Annotated in this window: 20 protein-coding genes and 2 pseudogenes; 11 read left to right on the top strand and 11 right to left on the bottom strand. The window is 44.2% G+C overall.

Features of this window, described 5'->3' with window-relative positions:
• Window positions 1-7: 7 nt before the first annotated feature.
• Window positions 8-751, bottom strand: a complete 744-nt coding sequence (locus tag EHV08_RS08570; protein WP_126678908.1) for a PASTA domain-containing protein — start codon at window positions 749-751, stop codon at window positions 8-10.
• Between the two features lie 134 nt (window positions 752-885).
• Window positions 886-1,041: a 50S ribosomal protein L34 gene (rpmH, locus tag EHV08_RS08575; protein ID WP_004336902.1), complete on the bottom strand. Its 156-nt coding sequence runs from the start codon at window positions 1,039-1,041 to the stop codon at window positions 886-888.
• Between the two features lie 180 nt (window positions 1,042-1,221).
• On the opposite strand from rpmH, the gene efp reads away from it, so the two are divergent.
• From efp to EHV08_RS08600, 5 genes are all read left to right on the top strand, one after another.
• Complete coding sequence (gene efp, locus EHV08_RS08580) at window positions 1,222-1,788, top strand: elongation factor P (RefSeq protein WP_126678909.1); 567 nt, start codon at window positions 1,222-1,224, stop codon at window positions 1,786-1,788.
• A gap of 128 nt (window positions 1,789-1,916) precedes the next feature.
• Window positions 1,917-2,960: a glycosyltransferase gene (locus EHV08_RS08585; protein ID WP_126678910.1), complete on the top strand. Its 1,044-nt coding sequence runs from the start codon at window positions 1,917-1,919 to the stop codon at window positions 2,958-2,960.
• 6 nt (window positions 2,961-2,966) lie between these two features.
• Window positions 2,967-3,668 (top strand): RadC family protein, encoded by a 702-nt coding sequence (radC, locus tag EHV08_RS08590; protein WP_126678911.1) that lies wholly within the window; start codon window positions 2,967-2,969, stop codon window positions 3,666-3,668.
• 75 nt (window positions 3,669-3,743) lie between these two features.
• Window positions 3,744-4,064 (top strand): metal-sulfur cluster assembly factor, encoded by a 321-nt coding sequence (locus EHV08_RS08595; RefSeq protein WP_126678912.1) that lies wholly within the window; start codon window positions 3,744-3,746, stop codon window positions 4,062-4,064.
• A 5-nt stretch (window positions 4,065-4,069) separates the two neighbouring features.
• Complete coding sequence (locus EHV08_RS08600) at window positions 4,070-4,837, top strand: UDP-2,3-diacylglucosamine diphosphatase (RefSeq protein WP_126678913.1); 768 nt, start codon at window positions 4,070-4,072, stop codon at window positions 4,835-4,837.
• Window positions 4,838-4,877: 40 nt separating this feature from the next.
• On the opposite strand, the gene EHV08_RS08605 is transcribed toward EHV08_RS08600, so the two are convergent.
• From EHV08_RS08605 to EHV08_RS08620, 4 genes are all read right to left on the bottom strand, one after another.
• Window positions 4,878-6,071, bottom strand: coding sequence for an acetate/propionate family kinase (locus tag EHV08_RS08605; protein WP_126678914.1), 1,194 nt, complete (start codon window positions 6,069-6,071; stop codon window positions 4,878-4,880).
• A gap of 215 nt (window positions 6,072-6,286) precedes the next feature.
• Window positions 6,287-7,294: a phosphate acetyltransferase gene (gene pta / locus EHV08_RS08610; RefSeq protein ID WP_126678915.1), complete on the bottom strand. Its 1,008-nt coding sequence runs from the start codon at window positions 7,292-7,294 to the stop codon at window positions 6,287-6,289.
• Window positions 7,295-7,459: 165 nt separating this feature from the next.
• Window positions 7,460-8,224 (bottom strand): diadenylate cyclase CdaA, encoded by a 765-nt coding sequence (cdaA, locus tag EHV08_RS08615; RefSeq protein WP_126678916.1) that lies wholly within the window; start codon window positions 8,222-8,224, stop codon window positions 7,460-7,462.
• 92 nt (window positions 8,225-8,316) lie between these two features.
• Entirely contained in the window at window positions 8,317-9,201 is an 885-nt protein-coding gene (locus EHV08_RS08620; RefSeq protein ID WP_126678917.1) for a dihydropteroate synthase, read from the bottom strand.
• 278 nt (window positions 9,202-9,479) lie between these two features.
• Between EHV08_RS08620 and EHV08_RS08625 the strand changes: the two genes are divergently transcribed.
• Window positions 9,480-10,781, top strand: a complete 1,302-nt coding sequence (locus EHV08_RS08625) for a UDP-N-acetylmuramoyl-tripeptide--D-alanyl-D-alanine ligase (RefSeq protein ID WP_126679472.1) — start codon at window positions 9,480-9,482, stop codon at window positions 10,779-10,781.
• Here EHV08_RS08625 and EHV08_RS08630 read toward each other — a convergent pair.
• A complete protein-coding gene (locus EHV08_RS08630) occupies window positions 10,759-11,025 on the bottom strand; it encodes a hypothetical protein (protein ID WP_126678918.1) in 267 nt (88 codons plus the stop codon). The two genes, EHV08_RS08625 and EHV08_RS08630, sit on opposite strands and share 23 nt — an antisense overlap.
• Window positions 11,026-12,247: 1,222 nt before the next feature.
• Between EHV08_RS08630 and EHV08_RS08635 the strand changes: the two genes are divergently transcribed.
• Window positions 12,248-12,973 carry a DUF1266 domain-containing protein gene (locus EHV08_RS08635; protein ID WP_126678919.1) on the top strand — a complete coding sequence of 242 codons (726 nt, stop codon included), beginning with the start codon at window positions 12,248-12,250 and terminating at the stop codon, window positions 12,971-12,973.
• A 298-nt stretch (window positions 12,974-13,271) separates the two neighbouring features.
• Here the strand turns inward: EHV08_RS08635 and EHV08_RS08640 are convergent, their stop codons facing one another.
• Window positions 13,272-14,723 (bottom strand): RNA-binding domain-containing protein, encoded by a 1,452-nt coding sequence (locus EHV08_RS08640; RefSeq protein WP_126678920.1) that lies wholly within the window; start codon window positions 14,721-14,723, stop codon window positions 13,272-13,274.
• 229 nt (window positions 14,724-14,952) lie between these two features.
• Window positions 14,953-16,128 (bottom strand): annotated as a pseudogene (nhaA, locus tag EHV08_RS08645) (Na+/H+ antiporter NhaA); the annotation flags it as partial.
• Window positions 16,129-16,197: 69 nt separating this feature from the next.
• Here nhaA and EHV08_RS08650 point away from each other — a divergent pair.
• A complete protein-coding gene (locus EHV08_RS08650; protein WP_455430457.1) occupies window positions 16,198-17,118 on the top strand; it encodes an IS256 family transposase, variant Zn-binding type in 921 nt (306 codons plus the stop codon).
• An 84-nt stretch (window positions 17,119-17,202) separates the two neighbouring features.
• Here the strand turns inward: EHV08_RS08650 and EHV08_RS08655 are convergent.
• Window positions 17,203-17,382, bottom strand: a pseudogene (locus tag EHV08_RS08655) (Na+/H+ antiporter NhaA); the annotation flags it as partial.
• A 313-nt stretch (window positions 17,383-17,695) separates the two neighbouring features.
• Between EHV08_RS08655 and EHV08_RS08660 the strand changes: the two are divergent.
• The 3 genes from EHV08_RS08660 (at window position 17,696) to EHV08_RS08670 (ending at window position 20,035) form a co-directional block, all read left to right on the top strand.
• Window positions 17,696-18,418, top strand: a complete 723-nt coding sequence (locus EHV08_RS08660) for a carbohydrate-binding family 9-like protein (protein ID WP_158676071.1) — start codon at window positions 17,696-17,698, stop codon at window positions 18,416-18,418.
• 177 nt (window positions 18,419-18,595) lie between these two features.
• Window positions 18,596-19,312 (top strand): Bax inhibitor-1/YccA family protein, encoded by a 717-nt coding sequence (locus EHV08_RS08665; protein WP_126678925.1) that lies wholly within the window; start codon window positions 18,596-18,598, stop codon window positions 19,310-19,312.
• Window positions 19,313-19,558: 246 nt separating this feature from the next.
• Window positions 19,559-20,035 (top strand): arginine repressor, encoded by a 477-nt coding sequence (locus EHV08_RS08670; protein WP_126678926.1) that lies wholly within the window; start codon window positions 19,559-19,561, stop codon window positions 20,033-20,035.
• Window positions 20,036-20,220: 185 nt separating this feature from the next.
• Here EHV08_RS08670 and kbl read toward each other — a convergent pair whose 3' ends face one another.
• Window positions 20,221-21,408, bottom strand: coding sequence for a glycine C-acetyltransferase (kbl, locus tag EHV08_RS08675; RefSeq protein WP_126678927.1), 1,188 nt, complete (start codon window positions 21,406-21,408; stop codon window positions 20,221-20,223).
• Window positions 21,409-21,536 lie beyond the last annotated feature (128 nt).

Consider the following 21,536-nt stretch of genomic DNA (forward strand, 5'->3'; position numbering starts at 1 on the left):
GAAATCTCTACTCATCGGGCACGTAAATCTCTTTGAAATCATCTGTACCTCCTGACGAGGTCTGCAATCCGGCATTGCTTGATCCGGAACCGTTTCCGTGGTCTATTTCGCCATTGTTTAAGTATGACGAATCGCGCGAGTCGGAGTCGTCGTAATATCTGTAATATGAGTCATCGTAAACTACGGAGTCGTTAGTATCGCGCATTCCGTCGCCCACCTGTATTATCAGAATATCGTCAACCGAGACCTTTTGGCCGTTGGTCAGGCTCTTGCCTTTGCACAGCACGCCATAAACCCAGTCGCGTTCGCCATGCACATACATCGGTTCGCCAACCTTGAATCCCATTGAAATCAACTTCGTTCTTGCCGAACGGTAGGAACTGTTGTCGATTATGTCGGGAAGGGTGAGCCTTGGTGTGTCTGAATTTATCACGAGATAAATCACGTGTCCCGACTTTACTATCGTTCCTGCTGCCGGTGTTTGCTCGAGAATACAGTCCGGTGGCAGGCTTTTAACGTAGCCCGTGTCGCTGACAACGACTTCCAGTCCGGCTTTCTCAAGTATGTGTTCGGCATCGGCAAACGACTTGCGTTTCACGTCAGGGATAGCGATTTTCTCGCCATGATGTGTGTAAAGGTCGAGCCCGAAACGCACACCGATAGCAATGACAGCCCCCACGGCAATCATTGCGAATATGTTTCCCCAAAGGTAGAAACTGAATATCTTCTTGAAAAATGTTGATACCTCCATTATGAATACATTTCGAGAGCAAAGGTAAAAAATAAAGATGAGAACTGCAAATAATTCAAAAAAAAAACAGGAAGGTGTAGCATTAAAATGCTTACATCTCCCTGCTTTTGACTTCAAATAAAAGTCAGAACGGCTTATTTGCCGTGGTGCTCGTCTGACACCGTGAGTTTCTTACGACCCTTAGCGCGGCGAGAAGCCAGCACGCGGCGACCGTTTTTTGTTGCCATACGCTCGCGGAAGCCGTGCTTGTTCACTCTTCTTCTGTTGTGAGGCTGAAATGTTCTTTTCATGTTCTTTATATATTTATTGTTATTATTTCTTGCTAAATGCCCATTTGAGTGTGCAAAATTACGCATTTCTTTTTAATTACCAAAGAAATAAACGAAATTTAGTGGCAAGTTATATGTTTTTTTCTAATTTTTCCGTAACTTTGCATCGCGAAATAAGAAATAATACATTATTAGATAGTTATGATTAACTCACAAGACATTAAAAAAGGAACTGCCATCCGTATGGACGGAGGCATCTGGGTATGTATTGAGTTCCAGCACCGCAAGCCGGGCAAAGGGAACACCGTGATGAACACCAAACTTAAGAACGTTACCGACGGCCGAGTGCTCGACCGTACGTTTCAGGTTGGAATGAAACTTGAAGATGTGCGCATAGAGCGTCGTCCGTACCAGTATCTTTATAAAGAGGGAGAGGACTATATCTTCATGAATCAGGAGACTTACGAGCAGGTGCCAATCGCCCGCGACCTTGTTACCGGTGTTGACTTCATGAAAGAGAGCGACGTGGTTGAGGTTGTGTCAGACGCTGACACCGAGACAATCCTCTTCGCCGAGATGCCGATAAAGACCAATCTGCGCATCACTCATTCTGAACCGGGAGTGAAAGGCGACACCGCAACAAACGCAACGAAGCCGGCAACTCTTGAGACCGGTGTGGAAATACGCGTGCCGCTCTTCATCAATGAGGGCGACCTCGTGCAGATAGACACTCGCGACGGCTCTTATCTGAACCGCGTGAAGGAGTAAGAGACAGTCAGCATAAGCCCACCCTCAACCCCTCCCGGAGCGGTGGGGCATGGTCAGTCAAAGAACAAATGCTGGCTCTGCCCTGCGCTTTTCAGGAAAGGGTTGAGGGTGTTTCATTATATATACCTATGAAATACTCATTTGTCATACCGGTGTTCAACCGCCCCGACGAGGTGGAAGAACTGTTGGAGAGCCTCACGAAGCAGCGGGAGAAAGATTTTGAAGTGCTGATAGTAGAGGATGGGAGCAGTGTGCCGTGCGAGGAGGTGTGCAGAAAATACGACGGCAGACTCGACCTGCACTATTTCAACAAACCCAACAGCGGTCCCGGACAGAGCCGTAACTACGGTGCAGAACGCGCTCGAGGCGAATATCTTATAATATTGGATAGCGATGTGGTGGTGCCGGAGAGATACCTTGAAGAGGTTGGGAAGGAACTCGAAAGCCGACCGGCCGATGCCTTCGGAGGTCCCGATGCTGCTCACGACTCGTTCACACCGACGCAGAAAGCAATTTCCTACTCAATGACATCGTTCTTTACCACGGGTGGCATACGTGGCGGAAAGAAGAAGTTAGACAAGTTCTACCCGCGCTCGTTCAACATGGGCGTGAGGCGCACCGAGTATCTGAAATTGGGAGGATTCTCAAAAATGCGCTTCGGCGAGGACATCGATTTCTCGATAAGGATATTCAAGGCAGGACTGCGTTGCCGACTTTTCCCGGATGCATGGGTGTGGCATAAGAGGCGCACCGACCTCAAAAAGTTCTTTCGGCAGGTATATAACAGTGGTATAGCGCGAATAAACCTGTATAAGAAATATCCTGAGTCGCTCAAGATGGTGCATCTGTTGCCGATGGTGTTCACCGTGGGCGTAATCTCGCTCGTGCTCGTTTCTGCTTTCGGCAGGGCAATGATATATTACGATGTGGACAGATGGCATACATGGTATTGGGTGACATTGCTGCCGTGGTTGCCTATTCTGCTCTACTGTCTGATTATACTTATAGACTCCACAGTGAAGAATCGCTCGCTGCGTGTGGGACTGATTTCGGTGCCTGCGGCATTTACCCAACTCATGGGCTACGGCTTCGGGTTCATTGAGTCGTGGTGGAAACGCTGTGTGTTGAAGAAAGACGAGTTCCGGGCCTTTGAGAAAACGTTCTATAAATAAACAGCAATGGGAAACGAGAAGGTAGCACGCCTTTCAATAAACAACTGGTCGGAAGAGGATCGCCCGCGAGAGAAACTTGCCGCGATGGGAGCGCAGTCGCTGACGAATGCCGAACTGCTTGCAATCCTTATAGGCAGTGGAAACACCGAGGAGAGTGCCGTTGACTTGATGAAAAAGATTCTTGTCGATTGTGACAACCGACTGAATGTTCTCGGCAAGATGAGCATCGAAGAACTGAAGGCATATAAAGGTATCGGCGAGGCGAAAGCAATTTCTATTCTCGCTGCCTGCGAACTGGGGAAAAGAAGACAGAGTGAGGCGGTGGCAGAGCGCAAAGATATGGGGTCGGCTACCGAAATTTATAACCTCATGCGACCCAAAATGGCTGACCTTGACGTGGAAGAGGCATGGGTGATACTGCTCAATCAGAACTGCAAACTGATAAAAGCCGAGAGACTTTCGCGAGGTGGAATAACCGAAACGGCGGTTGATGTGAGGCTGCTTGTGAAGACTGCGATACTCAACAACGCAACGGTGGTGGCTCTTGTCCACAATCACCCCAGCAATAACGCCCACCCCGGACGAGATGATGACAGACTGACGGAACGCACGCAGAAGGCATGTGAACTGATGAGGCTATACTTTCTCGACCATATCATAGTTACCGACAGCACCTATTACAGTTACAGAGAGCAGGGAAGACTATAAGAACAAAATGCCGTATTTATTTTGAAATGCCGCCATTTTGCATTATCTTTGCAGACAGACAAACATCTACAAGGAATGACACAGGAAGAAAAAACAATTATAGAGGAGCGCATCGTGGATGTGCTGAAGACCGTATATGACCCGGAGATACCCGTAAACATATACGACTTGGGAATGATATACAAGATTGACGTTAAAGACAGCAGTACGATTGACGTGGATATGACTTTCACTGCACCCAACTGCCCTGCCGCAGACTTTATACTTGAAGACGTGAGGACGAAATTAGAGAGCGTGGAAGGGATAAAGACGGCCAACGTGAATCTCGTTTTCGAGCCGGCATGGGATCAGAGTATGCTCAGCGAGGAGGCAAGGCTCGAACTCGGACTTGACTGATGACAATGAGGAATAACATATATATACTTAGCGATGCGCATCTCGGTTCGTGGGCAATCGAACACGGAAGAACGCAGGAGAGACGACTGACGCGTTTCCTTGACGAAATAAAGCACAAGGCGGCGGCGGTCTATCTGCTCGGCGACATGTTCGATTTCTGGTACGAATGGAAATACTGTGTGCCGAAAGGATATACCCGATTTCTCGGCAAACTGTCCGAACTAACCGATATGGGTGTCGAGGTTCACTATTTCATAGGCAATCATGACATCTGGATGTACGGTTATCTGGAAGAGGAGTGTGGCGTGATACTGCACCGTAAACCGGAGACAGTGGAACTTCATAACAAGGTTTTCTATTTCGCGCATGGCGATGGACTGGGCGACCCTGACAAGAAATTCAAGATTATACGTAAGTTGTTCCATAACAGTCTGTGCCAACGCATGTTCTCAATGGTACATCCGAGGTGGTCTATGTGGTTCGGGCAGGCTTGGGCAAAGCACTCGCGAATGAAGCGAGGTAACGAGAAAGAACCGCCATATATGGGTGAAGACAAAGAATATCTGGTGCGTTTTACTAAACAGTACATGAAGACACACCCCAATGTGGATTACTTTATATACGGTCATCGACATATAGAACTTGACCTGATGTTAAGCCACAATACGCGAATGATGATTATTGGCGACTGGGTTTGGCAGTTCACATACGCCGTGTTCGACGGCGAACATCTCTTCCTCGAGGAATATGAGGAAGGTGAAAGCAAAATGTAAGGCATGCGGTAGGCATGCCTTACATTCTTTTTAGTTCCTTTTATTTTAATAAATTCATCGTGTCGGTGGCTATCATAAGTTCCTCGTCGGTAGGAATTATGCACACCTTCACGCGTGAATCGTCGGCCGATATTATCGTTTCTTTGCCGCGTACATTGTTCTTGGAAGCATCGAATTTCACGCCGATAAACTCCAGTCCTTTGCACACTTCCTCGCGCAAACCGGTCTGATTTTCACCAACACCGGCAGTGAATACTATTATGTCAACGCCTCCCATGGCAGCCGCGTAAGCACCGATGTATTTCTTTATGCGATAGAAATACATGTCGAGAGCGAGTTGTGAGCGTGGTTCGCCGGCCTCTGCCGCCATTTCAATGTCGCGCATGTCCGAACCTTTCTCGGTTATTCCGAGCACACCGCTCTTCTTGTTCAGCAGTGTTGATATGCCTTCTGCATCGAGGTTTAGTTTCTTCTGGAGGTAAACCACAGCCCCTGCATCAATGTCGCCGGAGCGTGTTCCCATCATCAGACCTTCAAGTGGGGTGAGTCCCATTGTTGTGTCGATGCACTTGCCATCCTTTACGGCGGCGATGCTGGCTCCGTTGCCGATGTGGCAAGTGATTATTTTTTTGCCGGCGGGGTCGCAACCGAGGAACTCACATACGCGCTGACTCACGTAGCGGTGGCTCGTTCCGTGGAAACCGTAACGGCGAACGCCATATTGCTTGTAGAGATTGTATGGTATTGCGTACAGGAAAGCCTCTTCTGGCATGGTCTGATGGAAAGCGGTGTCGAATACACCAACTTGTGGCAGACCCGGCATCAGTTCGTTCACGGCATTCACCCCTTTTAGGTTGGCAGGGTTGTGGAGCGGTGCGAGGTCTATGCAATCCTTGAAAGTTTCCATCACTTCATCGTTGAGTATGACGCTCTTGTTGAACTTCTCGCCACCGTGCACCATGCGATGACCAACGGCATCAATCTCTTTCAGGTCTTTGATTACACCTATTTCGGGGTCGGTGAGCAGTGAGAAAATAAACTTCACACCCTCTGTGTGCTCCGGAATCTCATGATTAATCACCTTTTTCTCACCGTTGGCAAGTTTCGCTTTTACGAATGAGCCTGACTCTCCCACGCGTTCTGCGCCTCCACTTGTCATGACACTCTTGTCGTCCATGTTGTAAAGTGCATACTTTATGGAACTACTGCCACAATTGAGAACTAAAATCTTCATATCTCTTTTTGTTTTAGAACGGAAAGAATATTGAATAATAAGAATAATTCTTGCTGGAAATCAGACAGATGGTTTACTCTTATTACTCAAACTTTTCTCCATATTTGTTTATTTGTATTTATGATTTTAATTAATATAATTTCCGATAAAAGTTATTCTTATTATTTGAATTTCTTGCTCTAACTATTCAGAATAATTAGCCTTACAAGTCGTTCCTATTTCGCGTCCATTGCCTGACATGCCGTGATGGCAACCATCTTGTAGATGTCGTCAACGCTGCATCCGCGGCTAAGGTCGTTCACCGGACGGGCAATACCTTGCAGAATGGGGCCGAGGGCCTCTGCACCGCCAAGTCGTTCAACGAGTTTGTATGAGATGTTGCCTACCTCAAGACATGGTACCACAAGCACATTCGCATGCCCGGCAATCTCCGAACCCGGAGCCTTTTTCTGTGCCACTCTTGGCACAAGTGCAGAGTCGGCCTGCAGTTCTCCGTCTATTTTCAGGTCGGGAGCCATTTCTTTTGCAATCCGTGTTGCCTCTACAACCTTATCAACAACCTCGTGCTTTGCCGAGCCTTTTGTCGAGAAACTGAGCATTGCCACGCGAGGATCGGAGATTCCGGCAACCGATTTCGCTGTCTGTGCGGTGCAAATGGCAATCTCTGCCAACTGATGTGCGTCAGGAACAGGCGTTACGGCAACGTCGCCAATCACCAACATTCCGTTCTCTCCATATTGTTCGGCCTTTGTGAGCAGCAACATTGCGCCGCTGACACAACTTATTCCCGGGCTGGTCTTTATGATTTGCAGTGCGGGGCGCAGTGTGTCGCCTGTTGTTGAGAGTGCGCCGCTTATCTGTCCGTCGGCATCTCCTGTCTTGATAATCATGCAACTGAGGTAGAGAGGGTTCTTTACCAACTTGCGGGCTTCCTCTATTGTCATGCCCTTTTTCTTGCGTATTTCGGCGAGCAGCGTTGCATACTCCTCGCTCTTCTCGCAGTTTTCGGGGTCTATTAGTGTCGCCTTACCGATGTTTTTCAGTCCTAAGCGGTCTGCCAAAGCATTCACTTTGCCGGGATTACCTATAAGAATAATATCGGCGATGTCCTCGGCCAACACTCTGTCGGCCGCTGTCAGTGTGCGTTCCTCTTCTGCTTCGGGAAGCACGATGCGCTGTTTGTTGCTCTTTGCGCGTTCAATGATTTGTTGTATTAAATCCATAGTAGATAAATTTTAAATTCCTTCGCATGTCTCCCACCATCTGTTTCCGGTGTGGAAAGAAGTGGGTTGCCCTGTTTGGGAAATAGTTTATATAATTGTTTGTATATCGTTCTGCGTTCAGCGAGATGTGCTTTCGCTGCCTCGAAGGTTGTCCGATGAGGCTTTTTACATCTCCTGTGTCAGCAGACTTTCAAGGTCTTCTGCCGACAATCGCAACTGTAGTTTGGCGTGACTGGCAACGCTTATGCGCCCTGTCTCTTCAGAAACAACAACCGCAAGGGCATCGCTCTCTTCCGCTATACCCATCGCGGCGCGGTGGCGCAGTCCCAATTCCTTGGGTATGTTGTCATCATGGCTCACGGGAAGTATGCATCCCGCCGCTTTTATTCTATGCTTCGAAATCACCATCGCACCGTCGTGCAGTGGTGAGTTCTTGAAGAAAATGTTCTCTATTAGTCTTTGACTCACTCGCGAGTCAATTTTTTCGCCGGTATCCACGATGTCGTCAAGCGGTGTGTTTCGTTCAAAAACAATCAGTGCACCCACCTTTCCGCGTCCCATGCTCATACAGGCACGCACTATCGCCATTACGCTTTCCATATCGACATTCTTGTCTTTCTTGCTGCCTTTTAAGAGTCTTTTCAGCGCACTGAAATTCTGATGAGCACCGACATTATAGAAAAACTTGCGTATCTCGTCTTGAAAAAGAATGATAAGAGCAATCACTCCGACACTCATCAGGTTGTCCATTATAGCACCGAGCAGTCGCATCTCGAACACTCGGCTCACAAAAATCCAAACTATGAAGAACATGATGATGCCGCCAAAAACATTCAGCGAGCGTGATGCTTTCATAACGCGGTAGATGTAGTACAGGCCGAGTGCCACCGCGATTATGTCTATTATGTCTTTTATTCCGAAATCAAACATCTTCCGAACCAGTTTACAGTTGAGAAAGGACAGTTGAGAAAGGAAAACTGAAAGTCATCAATTCCGAATTGTCAACGGTCAATTTCTCATTGTCAATTATCAATTAACTTCACCGCTTCCACCGCCTCCTTCACATCGTGAACTCGCAGTATTGCCGCCCCTTTCATCAGAGCCACGGTGTTCAGCACGGTGGTTCCGTTGAGAGCCTCGTCGGGTGTGATACCCAATGTGCGCCATATCATTGTTTTGCGCGACAGTCCTGCCAGCACCGGGAGTCCGAACTCGCCGAGCAAATCCATGCGCCGGAGCGTGTCGAAGTTCTGTTCCATCGTCTTTCCGAAGCCGAATCCGGGGTCGAGGATTATGTCTTTCTGACCGCGGGCACGCAACTGTCGTATGCGCATGGCAAAGAATTTCATGGTTTCTTCAAGCGGTCCGCAACTCGACATCAGTATGTAGGGCACACCGCCTCGCCATTCATCGTCAAGCACCGGAGCGCAGTCGTTACTGCCGATGTCGTCTCCGTCAATGTCGCTTGCTTCCAAATTAACAGCCTGTTTGTCGCTGCCGAATGACCCTTCGGGGTTTCCGCCGCTCACATCGTTTATGATGCCAACGCCAAACTCTTCTACGGCCATCTTCGCCACATCGTGTCTGAAAGTATCGATGCTGACAATAGCGCCTGTCTGTTGCCCCCTGATTGCTGTAAGGGCGTGCCTCATGCGCTCCATTTCCTCCTCCTCGCTCACCTGAGTAGCACCCGGACGAGTGGAGAACGCACCGACATCTATTATCTTTCCGCCCTCTTCAATAATCTGGTTTGCCCGCTCTGCAATTTCCATTTCGCTTTGCTTACGGCTCCCTTGATAGAAAGAGTCGGGGGTACAATTAAGTATTCCCATTACAAGTGGCTCTCTTAGCGACAACAGTCGGCCACCGATGTTAATAGTATATTCCGTATTGCGGTTTTTCGTCATCTCATTTACTGCGATTATGCCGCAGTCTATTTGATTTGCAAAAATAATATAATTCGATGATATTGCAAAACTTTCCGCCCCTTTTTCTCTAAAACTCGTCTAAAAAAACTTCTCGTATCTTCTAAGAGTTACGCCGAGAGGTAATGGCTGTGCATCTGCCGGCAGGCGGACAAAACAGTGAGTAAGCATGCCGGTAATAACAATTCTTTCCCAATAATACAATTTTATAGAAAGTTTTTCCTATTTTTGCACTCAAAATATCAGAACAAATGAACACCTTGGATATAAAAGAGATGTACGCCCTCTACCGCGAACACCCTCTGATAACCACCGACAGCCGCGACTGTCCGCGAGGAAGCATCTTCTTGGCACTGAAGGGTGAGACCTTCGACGGTAACAAATTCGCGAAAAGTGCACTGCAAAAAGGATGTGCGTATGCCATCATAGACAACCCGGAATATAATACAGACGACCGCTGTCTGCTTGTTGACGACACTTTGCAAACATTCAAAGACCTCGCACGAGAACATCGCCGCCGTTTCGCAATACCGGTGATAGGGATAACGGGAACAAACGGAAAGACCACCACAAAGGAACTCCTTGCAGCCGTTCTTTCCGAACGCTTCAACGTGCACTACACACAAGGCAATTTCAATAACGATGTCGGAGTGCCCAAAACGTTGTTCCAACTCGGCCCCGGGCACGAGATTGCGGTTGTGGAAATGGGTGCATCGCATCCGGGCGACATAAAGACTCTGGCAGAAACGGCAGAGCCTACCTGCGGACTAATAACCAATGTGGGGCGTGCTCACTTGCAAGGCTTCGGCTCTTTCGATGGGGTGAAACGCACGAAAGGGGAACTTTATGACTTTTTGATTGGCCGTGATGCACCGTTGTTCATCAATGCCGACAATGCCGACCTTATGGGTATGGCGGCTGAAAGGAATGCTACACATATTATAAAATATGGCGGTGCCTCATCAGAACGTCTTTCTGTGCGTGGAAAGATAATAGATTGTGCGCCGTTCCTGCGCTTCTCTTGGCATGCTGATGGGGGCGAAGAACGCTGCGTAAGAACAAATCTCATCGGGTCGTATAACATAGATAATATGCTTGCTGCGGTAACTGTCGGCCTGCATTTCGGTGTCACCGAAGAACAGGTGTGTCACGCACTTGAAAACTATATGCCCAACAACAACCGCTCGCAGATGACCGTCACCCCGCACAATCATCTCATCATGGATGCCTACAACGCAAATCCGTCGAGTATGAAGGCTGCGATAGAAAACCTCTGTGCTATGGATGTGCCGGCGAAAATGGCTATACTTGGTGATATGAGAGAACTTGGAGAGGTGAGCGGAGAGGAACATCAGCGCGTGGTGGATATGCTAAAGGCGAAAGGACTCTGCGAGGTGTGGTTGGTGGGAGAGGAGTTCGGCAAGACCGATTGCACTTTCCGCAAGTTCCGCGACATCGAAGAGATGAAGGCAGAGATTGCCGTAAACCGCCCCACCGATAAGTATATCCTCGTAAAAGGCAGCAACGGCATACGCCTCTTCACGCTTCCCGAACTGCTCTAAAAACACCTTTCGGCAAACGATTGACAACATAGAGCAAACCAATTTGGGCGAATTTGCCGACCAATTTGGGCGAAATTGAAAACCAAAACAGGCGAAATTGGTCAGCAATTTCGCCTGTTTTGTAATACAGATAAATATTTTTTTGCGTGAGTTCAGCACAAGAAAACACGAGTTCGGGATAAAAATTCTTGTTAAATTCATCTATAATACAGAAAACTTTACTATCTTTGTCCTCAATAATCACAGCGGATTTTGTTTGTATTTTATTTATTTGGAACTAATGATTTCCGCAGATTACAGAGTCTTATGATGAACTTTTATCCCGAACTCACGTAATAATTTAAAAGAATGTATTGTAATTGGATAAAAATAAAACAATTAATATCGTTGGTGGTTTTGGGGATAACATTTGTGTCCTGCAGACAGTCATGTTTCGATGTAATAACACATAATAACGTTGCATATTGGTCACGTTATTGGACACCGAACAATCCTCATGGGGTAATTGCTGTGTATTCAAAAAAAGACTCAATACAATATTTCCTTGATGAAGATTTTAATTATAGTTATACAGGATCTTTGGGTAACATATATGGTGTTAGATTTAAATTCTCTAATGATACGATGTTCCATTATGTAAGAACCAAAAGAGGATTCGTAACAATGTATGATACTTTACATATTATATCATATGATAGAGATATTATAGTAGTAAAAAATAATAATTCAGAAGAGGTGGTTTGGCATAGAATTCCCAATAGAATAATAAAAAAGAAGATGAAAAAATCAAGAATCACAGGAACAAACTTTATTACTCGCCGTAGGAGACAGGTGGATAACCTTAGGAGTAATAAGCCGATGAAGAATATGTTATGTAGATAGCAATAATTGTATGAAACAGATTAATACATGAATGCTGGAAAGATAAGATATAATTTCCCGAACTGTCGTATGATATACAAACTAAAGCGGTTTCCCCGACGCGTCCATCAATCTGCCACTTGTTGCAAAAACAGACGATAAAACTTTTTTCTTTGGTAAAAAAATACAGGCTGAATTGGTTTTCATTTTTTTTATTGCTAACTTTGTCGGCACTATTCATACCGTTTGTTGGTTTGGACTTAAACCCCAATCAGTTATTAGGGTCTGCACAGATTTCGTTTGATTGTTGGTCAGGTTGTCTGCACTATTATCGAAGACGTAGTGGGCTGCGGCGAGAAAATAAGGAAGGCAAGATGGCAGCAAAGCAAATATAAGATGTCAGGAAGCGATAGAATCAATATGAGATGGAGAAACAATAGTCTAACGACCGATTGAGGTTAAAGCATTAATCGAAATAAACTTTACGGTGTAGTGTGATATTGGGCAATTGTTTGCTTCTCAAAATGTTACATTCTTTTAAAAAAATGCTGCTGCAAAATTTTACGTCTTTACAATTAATATATTTATTATAAAACATTTAATTTATGATTTTCAAAATTATCTTAATCTTATTAGCACTGATTGCCGCAATCGTATTGGGATTATTTCTCTTTGCACGTTATCTTAACATACAAGCCAAACGGCGGCGTAATGCTTGGCTGGCAACCCATCCGCAGACTCCTCTTACAGAAGAAAAGAAACGGCTTTTGGTGTTTGGGGCAATTCTGTTTTCCTATCGTCGCGAAGAAGTGTTGAGCATTGTTCCGGATGTTGACTTGAAGATTTATGCGGAAGGTATGAAAAGTCAGTGGGGTGTGGAAAATACGGAAGACGCGATGGAGACACTCAACGCTTTGCTTGCATTGGAACGTACCACAGAGTTTGACGAATTGATTTCGCAAAATACAGATAACCGCAAACTGGAATATCTCAGAGAAAAAATTGCAGATGGGTTGGATATAGACCCGGATAGGGTTAGACAAGTGAACTCCACTTACGCTTGGGACATCTGTCGATTGGTGGCATTGTCCAAATGGTGCTACTGGAACGACTATATCAGCGAAGAAGATATGTGGCGATTTATGCAACAGGGTGCAGCAAAAGCAGCCTGCATGGGTGAAAACTGGCAAGATTATGTTATTTCATTCTTGCTCGGACGCACAATACAAGGCTTTGGATTGGATGATATAAAGGACTGTTGTGTAGAGTTATTCAATGAGAACAAGTCTTACAGAGATGGAAATCTCTTTACTTGTTACTCCTTCAAATAATAATTCTCCTTTGTATATGTGGATATTGCCGGTTACGTTTCCATGTTTGTTGGCAATTCTCCCGATATGCGTTTCATCATGAGAACGTCTGTTTTGTTCAGAACAGCATCGCAAGGAACGAAATGCAAAAGACCGGCCATCCGCCGGTCTTTTTGCCAACTTAAAACTGTTTTTATCACATATCCGTCACATATCCGTCACATATAATTATGTACTGATAATCAGTGGTGTACATGAAAAGTTGCTGCGATATAACTGTTATCCATCACATATCCGTCACATATAAATTATATGTTTGCTATGCCCAAAATGGAATGTAACTTGCAAATCTCCTTGACTTATTCCCATTGTCATCTTCTTTCAGTAACTTTGCATCAATAGTATCTTTGATGATACGAGATGCGGTGGAGTAGTTGTGGTTATCTATACCAAATCGTTCTCTCAAAGTCTGATTTGTCATTTTATCATTAGACACGTATTTCAAACATGCATGTTGATAGCAAGCACGAATCTTTTCTTGCTTATTTATATCCTTTAAAGGCTTATATGCATATATTTTTGCTACCGTTCTGTTTTCCTGGGTTTGTATATCAATAGGTGGAAGTTGGTATAACTCATTGTTGAATATAACTTTATCCATACCGCTACCTTTTTCTTCACAAATACCCATTCTGCGCAGTATATCGGCGAGCATGTCGTTTCTTGATACATACTCATCTATAAATCGTTCAATACTGATAAGAGGTAAACCGGGGTTGGAGATTTCTATTCTGTCAGAATAGATTTCTATCATGGGAAAACCTCGCTCATCGAAGTCTTGATGAATTAGGGCGTTTGCCAATAGTTCACGTATAGAAATTTCCGGATACATTCTTACATCTTTTCGTAGTGCCCTTCCTATTTCTTCGTTGGCTGGTAACTGTCCGTTTATCCAATCTAAATATTCCGCAAATCCAACAGCATATCCTTTCTCTCCTTGATATTCACGTATGGTTTCTATTTTGTTTTTTCCCTTATATACGATGATGCGGAGTTGTTTTCTAACTAAACTGTCAAAATTATTTAGATTCTTAGCCAATACTAATGCCCCCAGTTCTGTAATATTTAAACCTAATTCACCTTGTTCTACAAATCTTTCCTGTATAAATCTATCAATGATACCTTCTGCAGTTTGAGGCATAGGGATATTCATTAAGTCGAAATAGGTCTGAACACTCAATAACGATACCACATCACTGACTGATAGACCGGATTTCGCAATGCGTTTGCTCAACGGTTTACTGCCAGACATCCTCCATAACTTTGCTTCCTTTTCGGGATAATTCATAAGTTTCTTGGTTAATGTTCCTATACGTATATAAGCGGTGTTGAGAAAAGTTACAGGGCGATTGTTGGTTGCAGGTATTCGATATACGGCTAAATGAACATCATTATCCATTTTCAAATCGTACACTTCCAAGTCAATCCGTGGGCTAAGTCTGTTTATAAGCCACATCTCCAATTCTTCGTTTCCCTTTTTCTTTTCCTTTGCATAGAAAGATGTTCCAACCATTTTGTGAGTTTCATTTTCTATGCCAAAAATAAGATAGCCAAAAGATTTGTCCAATAGTCGGGCACTATTAGATATTGCAGATATACGTTCTCCTATTTCTTCCGGACTATGGAAGTTCTCCTTAAACTCAATCCACTCTGTTTCTTGAGGAAGATTAACAAGCTTTTCTATTATCTTTTTAAGTTCTATATTGTCCATATTGTGTACTTTGTCACATATCTATCACATATAAAACGTGTTTATTATCAATATATTGCATGATTTTTGTCTTTTGTTTTATGTAATTTATCACATATATGTTGTGAATTACTGTTTTTTATTACTGTTCCTGTATGACATTTATTATTACTGAAGCCGAGTAAATTCTTGTTACTTTAATAGGACTTGTCAGGAAGTATGCAATATGATTTTTATCTTGAAAATATCTTTAATTTGTAGGAATTTTCCTATTCAGCAGAGTATAACCGATAATTCCACCCAAAATGGATGCGGTGAAGATACCTATTTTGGATTGGATATAGTTTTCGGGAGAGTTGAATACCAGCATAGTTACAAACATAGACATGGTGAAACCGATTGTGGTAATGAAGCCGACTCCGGCCACTGTGCGCCATGTCATGTCATGCGAGCGTTTTCCAAACCCGATTTTCTCGGTGAACCATACGGCAAAAATGATACCCAAAGGTTTCCCAAGAAACAGACCGAATATCACACCAAGAGCAACATTGTTGGCAAAGAGCACACTAATATCCATGTCGATGAACGAAACTCCGGCATTGGCCAGAGCAAAGATTGGCATAATGAAGAAAGAAACCAAAGGGTGCAGACTGTGCTCAAGTCGCTGAAGAGGAGGTGTGGCGTGCACTGAGTCGCTCTTTACCTTTGATAGAATTTCCAACTGTTCGGGTTCAAGTGTCCGCACATCGTTCGGCTCTGCCAGTTTGAACTGCGTGGTAAATTTCTTTATACGAGCGATGAAAACCGCTTCCGGAATACGGGAGTCGGCCGGTATGACCATTGCTGCGAGTACGGCAGATATGGTGGCATGAATACCTGACATGAGGAATGCCAACCACACTCCGCCAATGCCAAGAATACCATAAAAGAGCACGTTTTTTACGCCAAGTCTGTTTCCGAGTAACATAACTCCGAGGAAAAGCATACCAATACCGATGTTTAAAACTGAGATTTCGGAAGTGTAGAAAAGGGCTATCACGACGACCGCACCCAAATCGTCAACAATGGCAAGGGTGGTAAGGAACACTTTTGCCGAAATAGGGACACGTTCGCCAAGCATATAGACGACCGCCAAGGCAAAGGCTATGTCGGTTGCCATCGGTATTCCCCAGCCGTTTGAGGTCGGAGTGCCTGCATTGAATATGGTGTAAATGGCAGCGGGTAGGAGCATGCCGAATATTGCTGCCATGATTGGAAGTGTCACTTTTCTAAGATCGCGTAACTCTCCGCCGATGAACTCTCGTTTCAACTCCAAACCGACAACAAAGAAGAACATGGACATGAGTCCATCGTTTATCCAATGTTCAACACTGAAATTCAGATAGTCTTTTCCGTTTATAAGAAATCCGGGCTTATATGACAAAAATGTGCTTAAAATCCTTGCAACTGTCTAATAATCATTATCTTTGTTCTATTTATATTTTTATGGCAAAAAATCTGCTTTTATTGTGGCTCAAAATCGACTATAAAACGTGGTCATCTTAATGGTTGTCAACGCTGGTATTGTAAGTGCTGTAAGAGGAGCTTTGTCGGACATAAGCGTCTTACAAATACCATTGTTAACAATCGTTATTCCAAGGGTAATCTTACAATCAAAGATCTATCAGAGGAGTACGGAGTTTCAACCAGGACTATTTATAGGAAGCTCACCAAATCTTATAAAGAAGACCTGCCCAACCTTCTTGTTCGTCCGGTAGTGGTTTTAATGGATGTCACCTATTGGGGACGTAATTTTGGTGTAGTTATTATGAAGGATTCATTGTCTGGTGATGTACTTTGGTTTAAGTTTATCAATAGGCATGAACGTCTTGAAGATTACAAAGAGGGCATAAACTACTTGGAATTACTTGGATATACCATTCAAGGTCTTGTATGCGATGGTTTTAAGGGACTTAGACAAGCTTTCCCCAATTATAAATTCCAATTATGCCAGTTCCATCAAGTAATGACTATAAAGACAAAACTAACCTCAAGACCCAAACTTGAGGCTTCTAAAGAACTGCTTGCAATATCCAAGATGTTATGTCATACGGACAAAGAGTCCTTTATTGGGGCTTTAGAAGAATGGTATACTAAATGGGAGGATTTTCTTAAGGAACGAACAACAACAGAAGATGGTAAATCACATTATACTCATAAAACTCTACGTAGTGCTTTTTTGAGCCTTAAAAGGAATATGTCGTGTTTGTGGACATACTATGATTACCCTGAGTTGGAGATACCAAATACCAACAATGCTATTGAATCACTTAATGCAGATTTAAAGACAAAATTGAACCTACACAAGGGAATCAGTACGGAAAGAAGAAAGATCTTCATTCAGGACTTTATAAAGTCCCATTCCCCTAAAAAATAAAAGGGGAATGGGAGTTTTTAAGCACATTTTTGTCACATAAGAGAGAACGACTCTAAAATAAGCACATTTTTGTCATATAAGCCGAAATCCGAAATGGCACTCTAACAAGTGGGAATACTCCTCACGCAGAGGGGAGTTGGCAAGTATTAATGCCAGAATTACGAATACTGCCAATACAATTCCACTCGACTTCTCACGTTGAAGAAATTGCATAGTGGGAATGATAAGGCGATTCTCAATGTTTTTTTGATAATTTTCTCTCATGTTTCAAAACTGATTTTCGCAAGTGTCATAATGATATAAAAAGCCTTTCGCTTTTCCATGATACTGCTTATTGCTTTTGCAAATGTAGCAAAAATATTGCAAAAATAATGGAGTTAATATGTAAATGGTCTGTCATTCTTGATTCAAAACAACAAATTTGCACGATTTTGTTTTAATGGGAATCTGTTTTTAGTACAATCGCTTTGCTTTTGAATAATAAATGTATGCGTGGAACGTTATTTGAGAAGTAGGTTTGTTTTGATAAATAAAAAATAAGGAAATGGGCTTTAGAAATGTTCTGAGAATAATAATTATGATGGTTATGTGTACTGCATTTGGAACGGCGAAGGTTTCGGGTGAGAGCAAGAACGAGGGGCGGGAGATGTCGCTGACTGTGAAACGACTGCCCCGTGGGATTGCCGAAGCGAAGAGTATCGGGGAGACCTTCGATAAATTCAGAGTGGAGTGGAACGAGATTGGCTATCTTAATTGGGAACGAAATTATCCGTATAAACCCGATGCGCGGTTCAGAATCGCTCACGATGGGCGTAACATTTATGTGGAATATCGCGTAAGTGAAGGTGCGGTAAGGGCGATGAACGATAAGGATCAGAGTCCGGTGTTCCAAGATGCGTGCTGCGAATTTTTCCTGAAACTTAACGGTGAAGACACGTATTACAACATAGAAAGCAACTGCATCGGAGCGATTTTAATGCAGGCCGGTGTCACTAATACCAATAGGGAGGAGGCCGATGAAAAGGTGTTGGGAAGTATAAAGCGTTGGAGTTCGTTGGGGAAGATGCCCTTCGACACACGTGTCGGTGAGCAGCAGTGGTCGCTGACGCTGATAATCCCTGCGTCGGCATTGTTCAAGAGCAACGTGAAGAGTCTGGACGGAGTGGAGGCAACAGCGAATTTCTTCAAGTATGGCAGTCGTTTACCGAAGCGTCATTTCATGTCTTGGAACAAAGTTGGACAGGAGGGAAAGCTTAATTTTCATCAGACAGGAAGATTTGGGAAAGTGAAGTTTGAGTGAGAATAAGTGTCACGAAAACCTTATAACGTCCGATTAGAGAAAACAAATATCAATCCACAAGTGTGCACAGAAGCGTTAAATAATGCAAAGCAACAAGCCTTTATTTTTGAGGATTGCAGAAAAATAACTATGTTTGCAAATCAAATACGATATATAATATAATAAGGTAAGAAGAAAATGACAGAAGAAAGACTTTACGAACTGATACAGGAAAAGGAAAGACGCGCGTCTGTGGCCATGCCGGCAACGATGCGCAAGGTATATATATGGATGACATTGGCGTTGGCTATTACGGGGTTCACCGCGTGGATGGTTGCCGATACCGGACTATGGTTCACCATTGCGAGCAACAGAATGTTGTTCTGGGGAATGATTATAGCAGAACTTGGAATGGTATTCGGCATCAGTGCCGGTATAAACAAACTGTCTGCATCGGTAGCCACCCTGCTTTTCGCTCTCTATTCGCTTCTCAACGGTGTGACATTGGTATCTATATTCATTATATTTGATATAGGTAGCATAGCCTCGGTGTTCTTCATCGCCGCAGGAATGTTCGCCGCAATGGGTGTGATAGGTATGGTGTTGAAGACCGACTTGTCGAAATTCGGCAACATACTGTTCATGGGTGTCATCGGACTTATCATCGCATCGCTCGTCAATGTGTTCTTCATAAAGAGCGGCATGATGGAACTTATAGTAAGTTGGGTGGGTGTGATAATATTTGCCGGACTGACGATGTATGACACACAACGCATCAAGCAAATGCTTGTTAATGCCGACCAACCGGAGGAAACTATGCAGAAGATTGCCTTGCTGGGGGCTTTGAGCCTCTATCTCGACTTCATCAACATGTTCCTCTACCTGCTCCGAATATTCGGTGGCAGCCGTAATTGACCACAAGAACACACTTTATAGACATTAATTCAGTAGCAGGCTCCCTCGTTGGAGCCTGTGCTATTTTATAGGATACGGCGATGAGAATTGTCGACCGTTATGTGTTGAAGTTTTCTCTTCAATATATTTCAATGGCTTGAAGTATAAAAAATTTACTGCTCATACAGAAAAAATCATACAAGAATATTTGCAAGTATGCAGAGAATTGTATAATTTTGCAAACAAACAAAAAATGTCTTAAACAGCATGAAAATAAAAACACGTAGGTTAGAGGCCTTGAAGATGCTTATATCAAGCATGGAACTGGGATCGCAAGAAGAAGTGCTTAGAATGCTCGAAAAGGAAGGTTTCAAACTGACTCAGGCCACACTGAGCCGAGACCTGAAGCAGTTGAAGGTGGCGAAAGCCGCTTCAATGAATGGGAAATACGTATATGTATTGCCCAATGACACTATGTATAAGCGCATCACAAAGCCTATCTCGGCAATTGAGATGTTGAAATCGAGCGGCTATGTTTCTATAAATTTCTCCGGTAATATGGGTGTAATAAAAACACGTCCGGGATACGCATCAAGTATCGCATATAACATTGATGCCAGTGATGTGCCTCATATAATCGGTACTATTGCCGGTGATGATACCATATTCATCGTGATAAAAGAGGGGTACAGCCACGAAGAGGTTATCTCTGCGCTGCGTTCTTTGATTCCGGGGGTGGAATGACACAGACTGTAAGATTTTTAACGACTTTCTGATAAATGTCTTGCCGGCGACAAGCAGGTACGTGCTTGTTGTGCGAGATGAGATAAATGGAGATGTTACGTTATAAAAAGTTGGCGGCAACCACCGTTTAACACAACGCCGCTTGCCGCCAATTGGAACGTAAAAAAATTTATTGTTTATCTCTTTTATTTAAGGACACCTAATTCTTTGCCCACCTTTATAAAGGCTTCGATACAACGGTCGAGATGTTCGCGGTTGTGACCTGCGGAAATCTGAACACGTATGCGAGCCTGTTCTTTTGGAACTACAGGGTAGTAGAAACCGGTGACATAGATACCTTCTTCCTGCATCTTTGCAGCATATACCTGCGAAAGTTTTGCATCGTATAGCATCACCGCACAGATGGCACTTTGCGTTGGCTTGATGTCGAAGCCTGCGGCCATCATCTTATCGCGGAAGTAATTCACATTCTCAACAAGTTTGTCGTGTATCTCGTTGCTCTCCTTCAGCATGCGGAACACCTCAAGAGATGCACCGATGATGCCCGGAGCAAGAGAGTTGGAGAATAGGTAAGGACGTGAACGCTGACGAAGGAGGTCGATAATCTCCTTGCGACCGGTGGTGAATCCACCGAGAGCACCGCCGAAAGCCTTGCCCAATGTTCCGGTGTAGATGTCCACGCGATCGTAAGTGTTGAAGAACTCGCTCACACCGTGTCCTGTCTTTCCTACAACACCGGCAGAGTGACTTTCGTCAACCATTACCAAAGCATCATACTTCTCTGCAAGGTCGCAGATCTTGTCAACAGGTGCAACGTTGCCGTCCATAGAGAATACACCATCGGTAACGATGATGCGGAAACGCTGTGCCTGTGCTTCCTTCAAGCATTCCTCCAACTGTTCCATGTCTGCATTAGCATAGCGATAGCGCTTTGCCTTGCAAAGGCGCACACCGTCTATGATGGATGCATGGTTCAGAGAGTCGCTGATGATAGCGTCTTCGTCTGTGAACAGTGGCTCGAACACACCTCCGTTGGCATCAAAGCAGGCCGCATAAAGGATTGTGTCCTCTGTCTTGAAGTAGTCGCTGATGGCTGCTTCAAGTTCCTTGTGGACATCCTGCGTTCCGCAAATGAAGCGTACCGAAGACATTCCAAAGCCACGACGGTCCATCATCTTCTTCGATGCCTCGATGAGACGTGGGTGGTCGGACAGGCCAAGGTAGTTGTTGGCACAGAAGTTCAGCACCTCCTTGCCTTTCACCTGTATGGCTGCCCTTTGCGGACTCTCAATGAGTCGTTCCTCTTTGTAGAGGCCCGCGTCCCTGATCTCCGACAAAGTACGCCTGAGATGGTCTTTCATTTTTCCGTACATAGATTTTTGAATTTATGGTTAATAATTAGGGTTAATAATTTCATCTTTAAACAGAGCAAATCTGTTATCGACCTACAAAGTAACTGAAAAAAAATGAGAAAACACCTAATTAATATGAAAAAAATGCT

It is taken from the genome of Prevotella koreensis (assembly GCF_003977605.1).
Taxonomy (GTDB): Bacteria; Bacteroidota; Bacteroidia; order Bacteroidales; family Bacteroidaceae; genus Prevotella; species Prevotella koreensis.

Excerpts from the sequence above, each read along its gene's own strand:
- EHV08_RS08670 (WP_126678926.1), top strand. The coding sequence starts at position 19,559 with ATGAAAATAAAAACACGTAGGTTAGAGGCCTTGAAGATGCTTATATCA.
- EHV08_RS08620 (WP_126678917.1), bottom strand. The coding sequence starts at position 9,201 with ATGACGAAAAACCGCAATACGGAATATACTATTAACATCGGTGGCCGA.
- EHV08_RS08660 (WP_158676071.1), top strand. The coding sequence starts at position 17,696 with ATGATGGTTATGTGTACTGCATTTGGAACGGCGAAGGTTTCGGGTGAG.
- EHV08_RS08640 (WP_126678920.1), bottom strand. The coding sequence starts at position 14,723 with ATGGACAATATAGAACTTAAAAAGATAATAGAAAAGCTTGTTAATCTT.
- pta (WP_126678915.1), bottom strand. The coding sequence starts at position 7,294 with ATGGATTTAATACAACAAATCATTGAACGCGCAAAGAGCAACAAACAG.
- EHV08_RS08570 (WP_126678908.1), bottom strand. The coding sequence starts at position 751 with ATGGAGGTATCAACATTTTTCAAGAAGATATTCAGTTTCTACCTTTGG.
- EHV08_RS08600 (WP_126678913.1), top strand. The coding sequence starts at position 4,070 with ATGAGGAATAACATATATATACTTAGCGATGCGCATCTCGGTTCGTGG.
- cdaA (WP_126678916.1), bottom strand. The coding sequence starts at position 8,224 with ATGTTTGATTTCGGAATAAAAGACATAATAGACATAATCGCGGTGGCA.
- EHV08_RS08635 (WP_126678919.1), top strand. The coding sequence starts at position 12,248 with ATGATTTTCAAAATTATCTTAATCTTATTAGCACTGATTGCCGCAATC.
- rpmH (WP_004336902.1), bottom strand. The coding sequence starts at position 1,041 with ATGAAAAGAACATTTCAGCCTCACAACAGAAGAAGAGTGAACAAGCAC.
- efp (WP_126678909.1), top strand. The coding sequence starts at position 1,222 with ATGATTAACTCACAAGACATTAAAAAAGGAACTGCCATCCGTATGGAC.
- EHV08_RS08585 (WP_126678910.1), top strand. The coding sequence starts at position 1,917 with ATGAAATACTCATTTGTCATACCGGTGTTCAACCGCCCCGACGAGGTG.
- EHV08_RS08605 (WP_126678914.1), bottom strand. The coding sequence starts at position 6,071 with ATGAAGATTTTAGTTCTCAATTGTGGCAGTAGTTCCATAAAGTATGCA.
- radC (WP_126678911.1), top strand. The coding sequence starts at position 2,967 with ATGGGAAACGAGAAGGTAGCACGCCTTTCAATAAACAACTGGTCGGAA.
- EHV08_RS08595 (WP_126678912.1), top strand. The coding sequence starts at position 3,744 with ATGACACAGGAAGAAAAAACAATTATAGAGGAGCGCATCGTGGATGTG.
- kbl (WP_126678927.1), bottom strand. The coding sequence starts at position 21,408 with ATGTACGGAAAAATGAAAGACCATCTCAGGCGTACTTTGTCGGAGATC.
- EHV08_RS08665 (WP_126678925.1), top strand. The coding sequence starts at position 18,596 with ATGACAGAAGAAAGACTTTACGAACTGATACAGGAAAAGGAAAGACGC.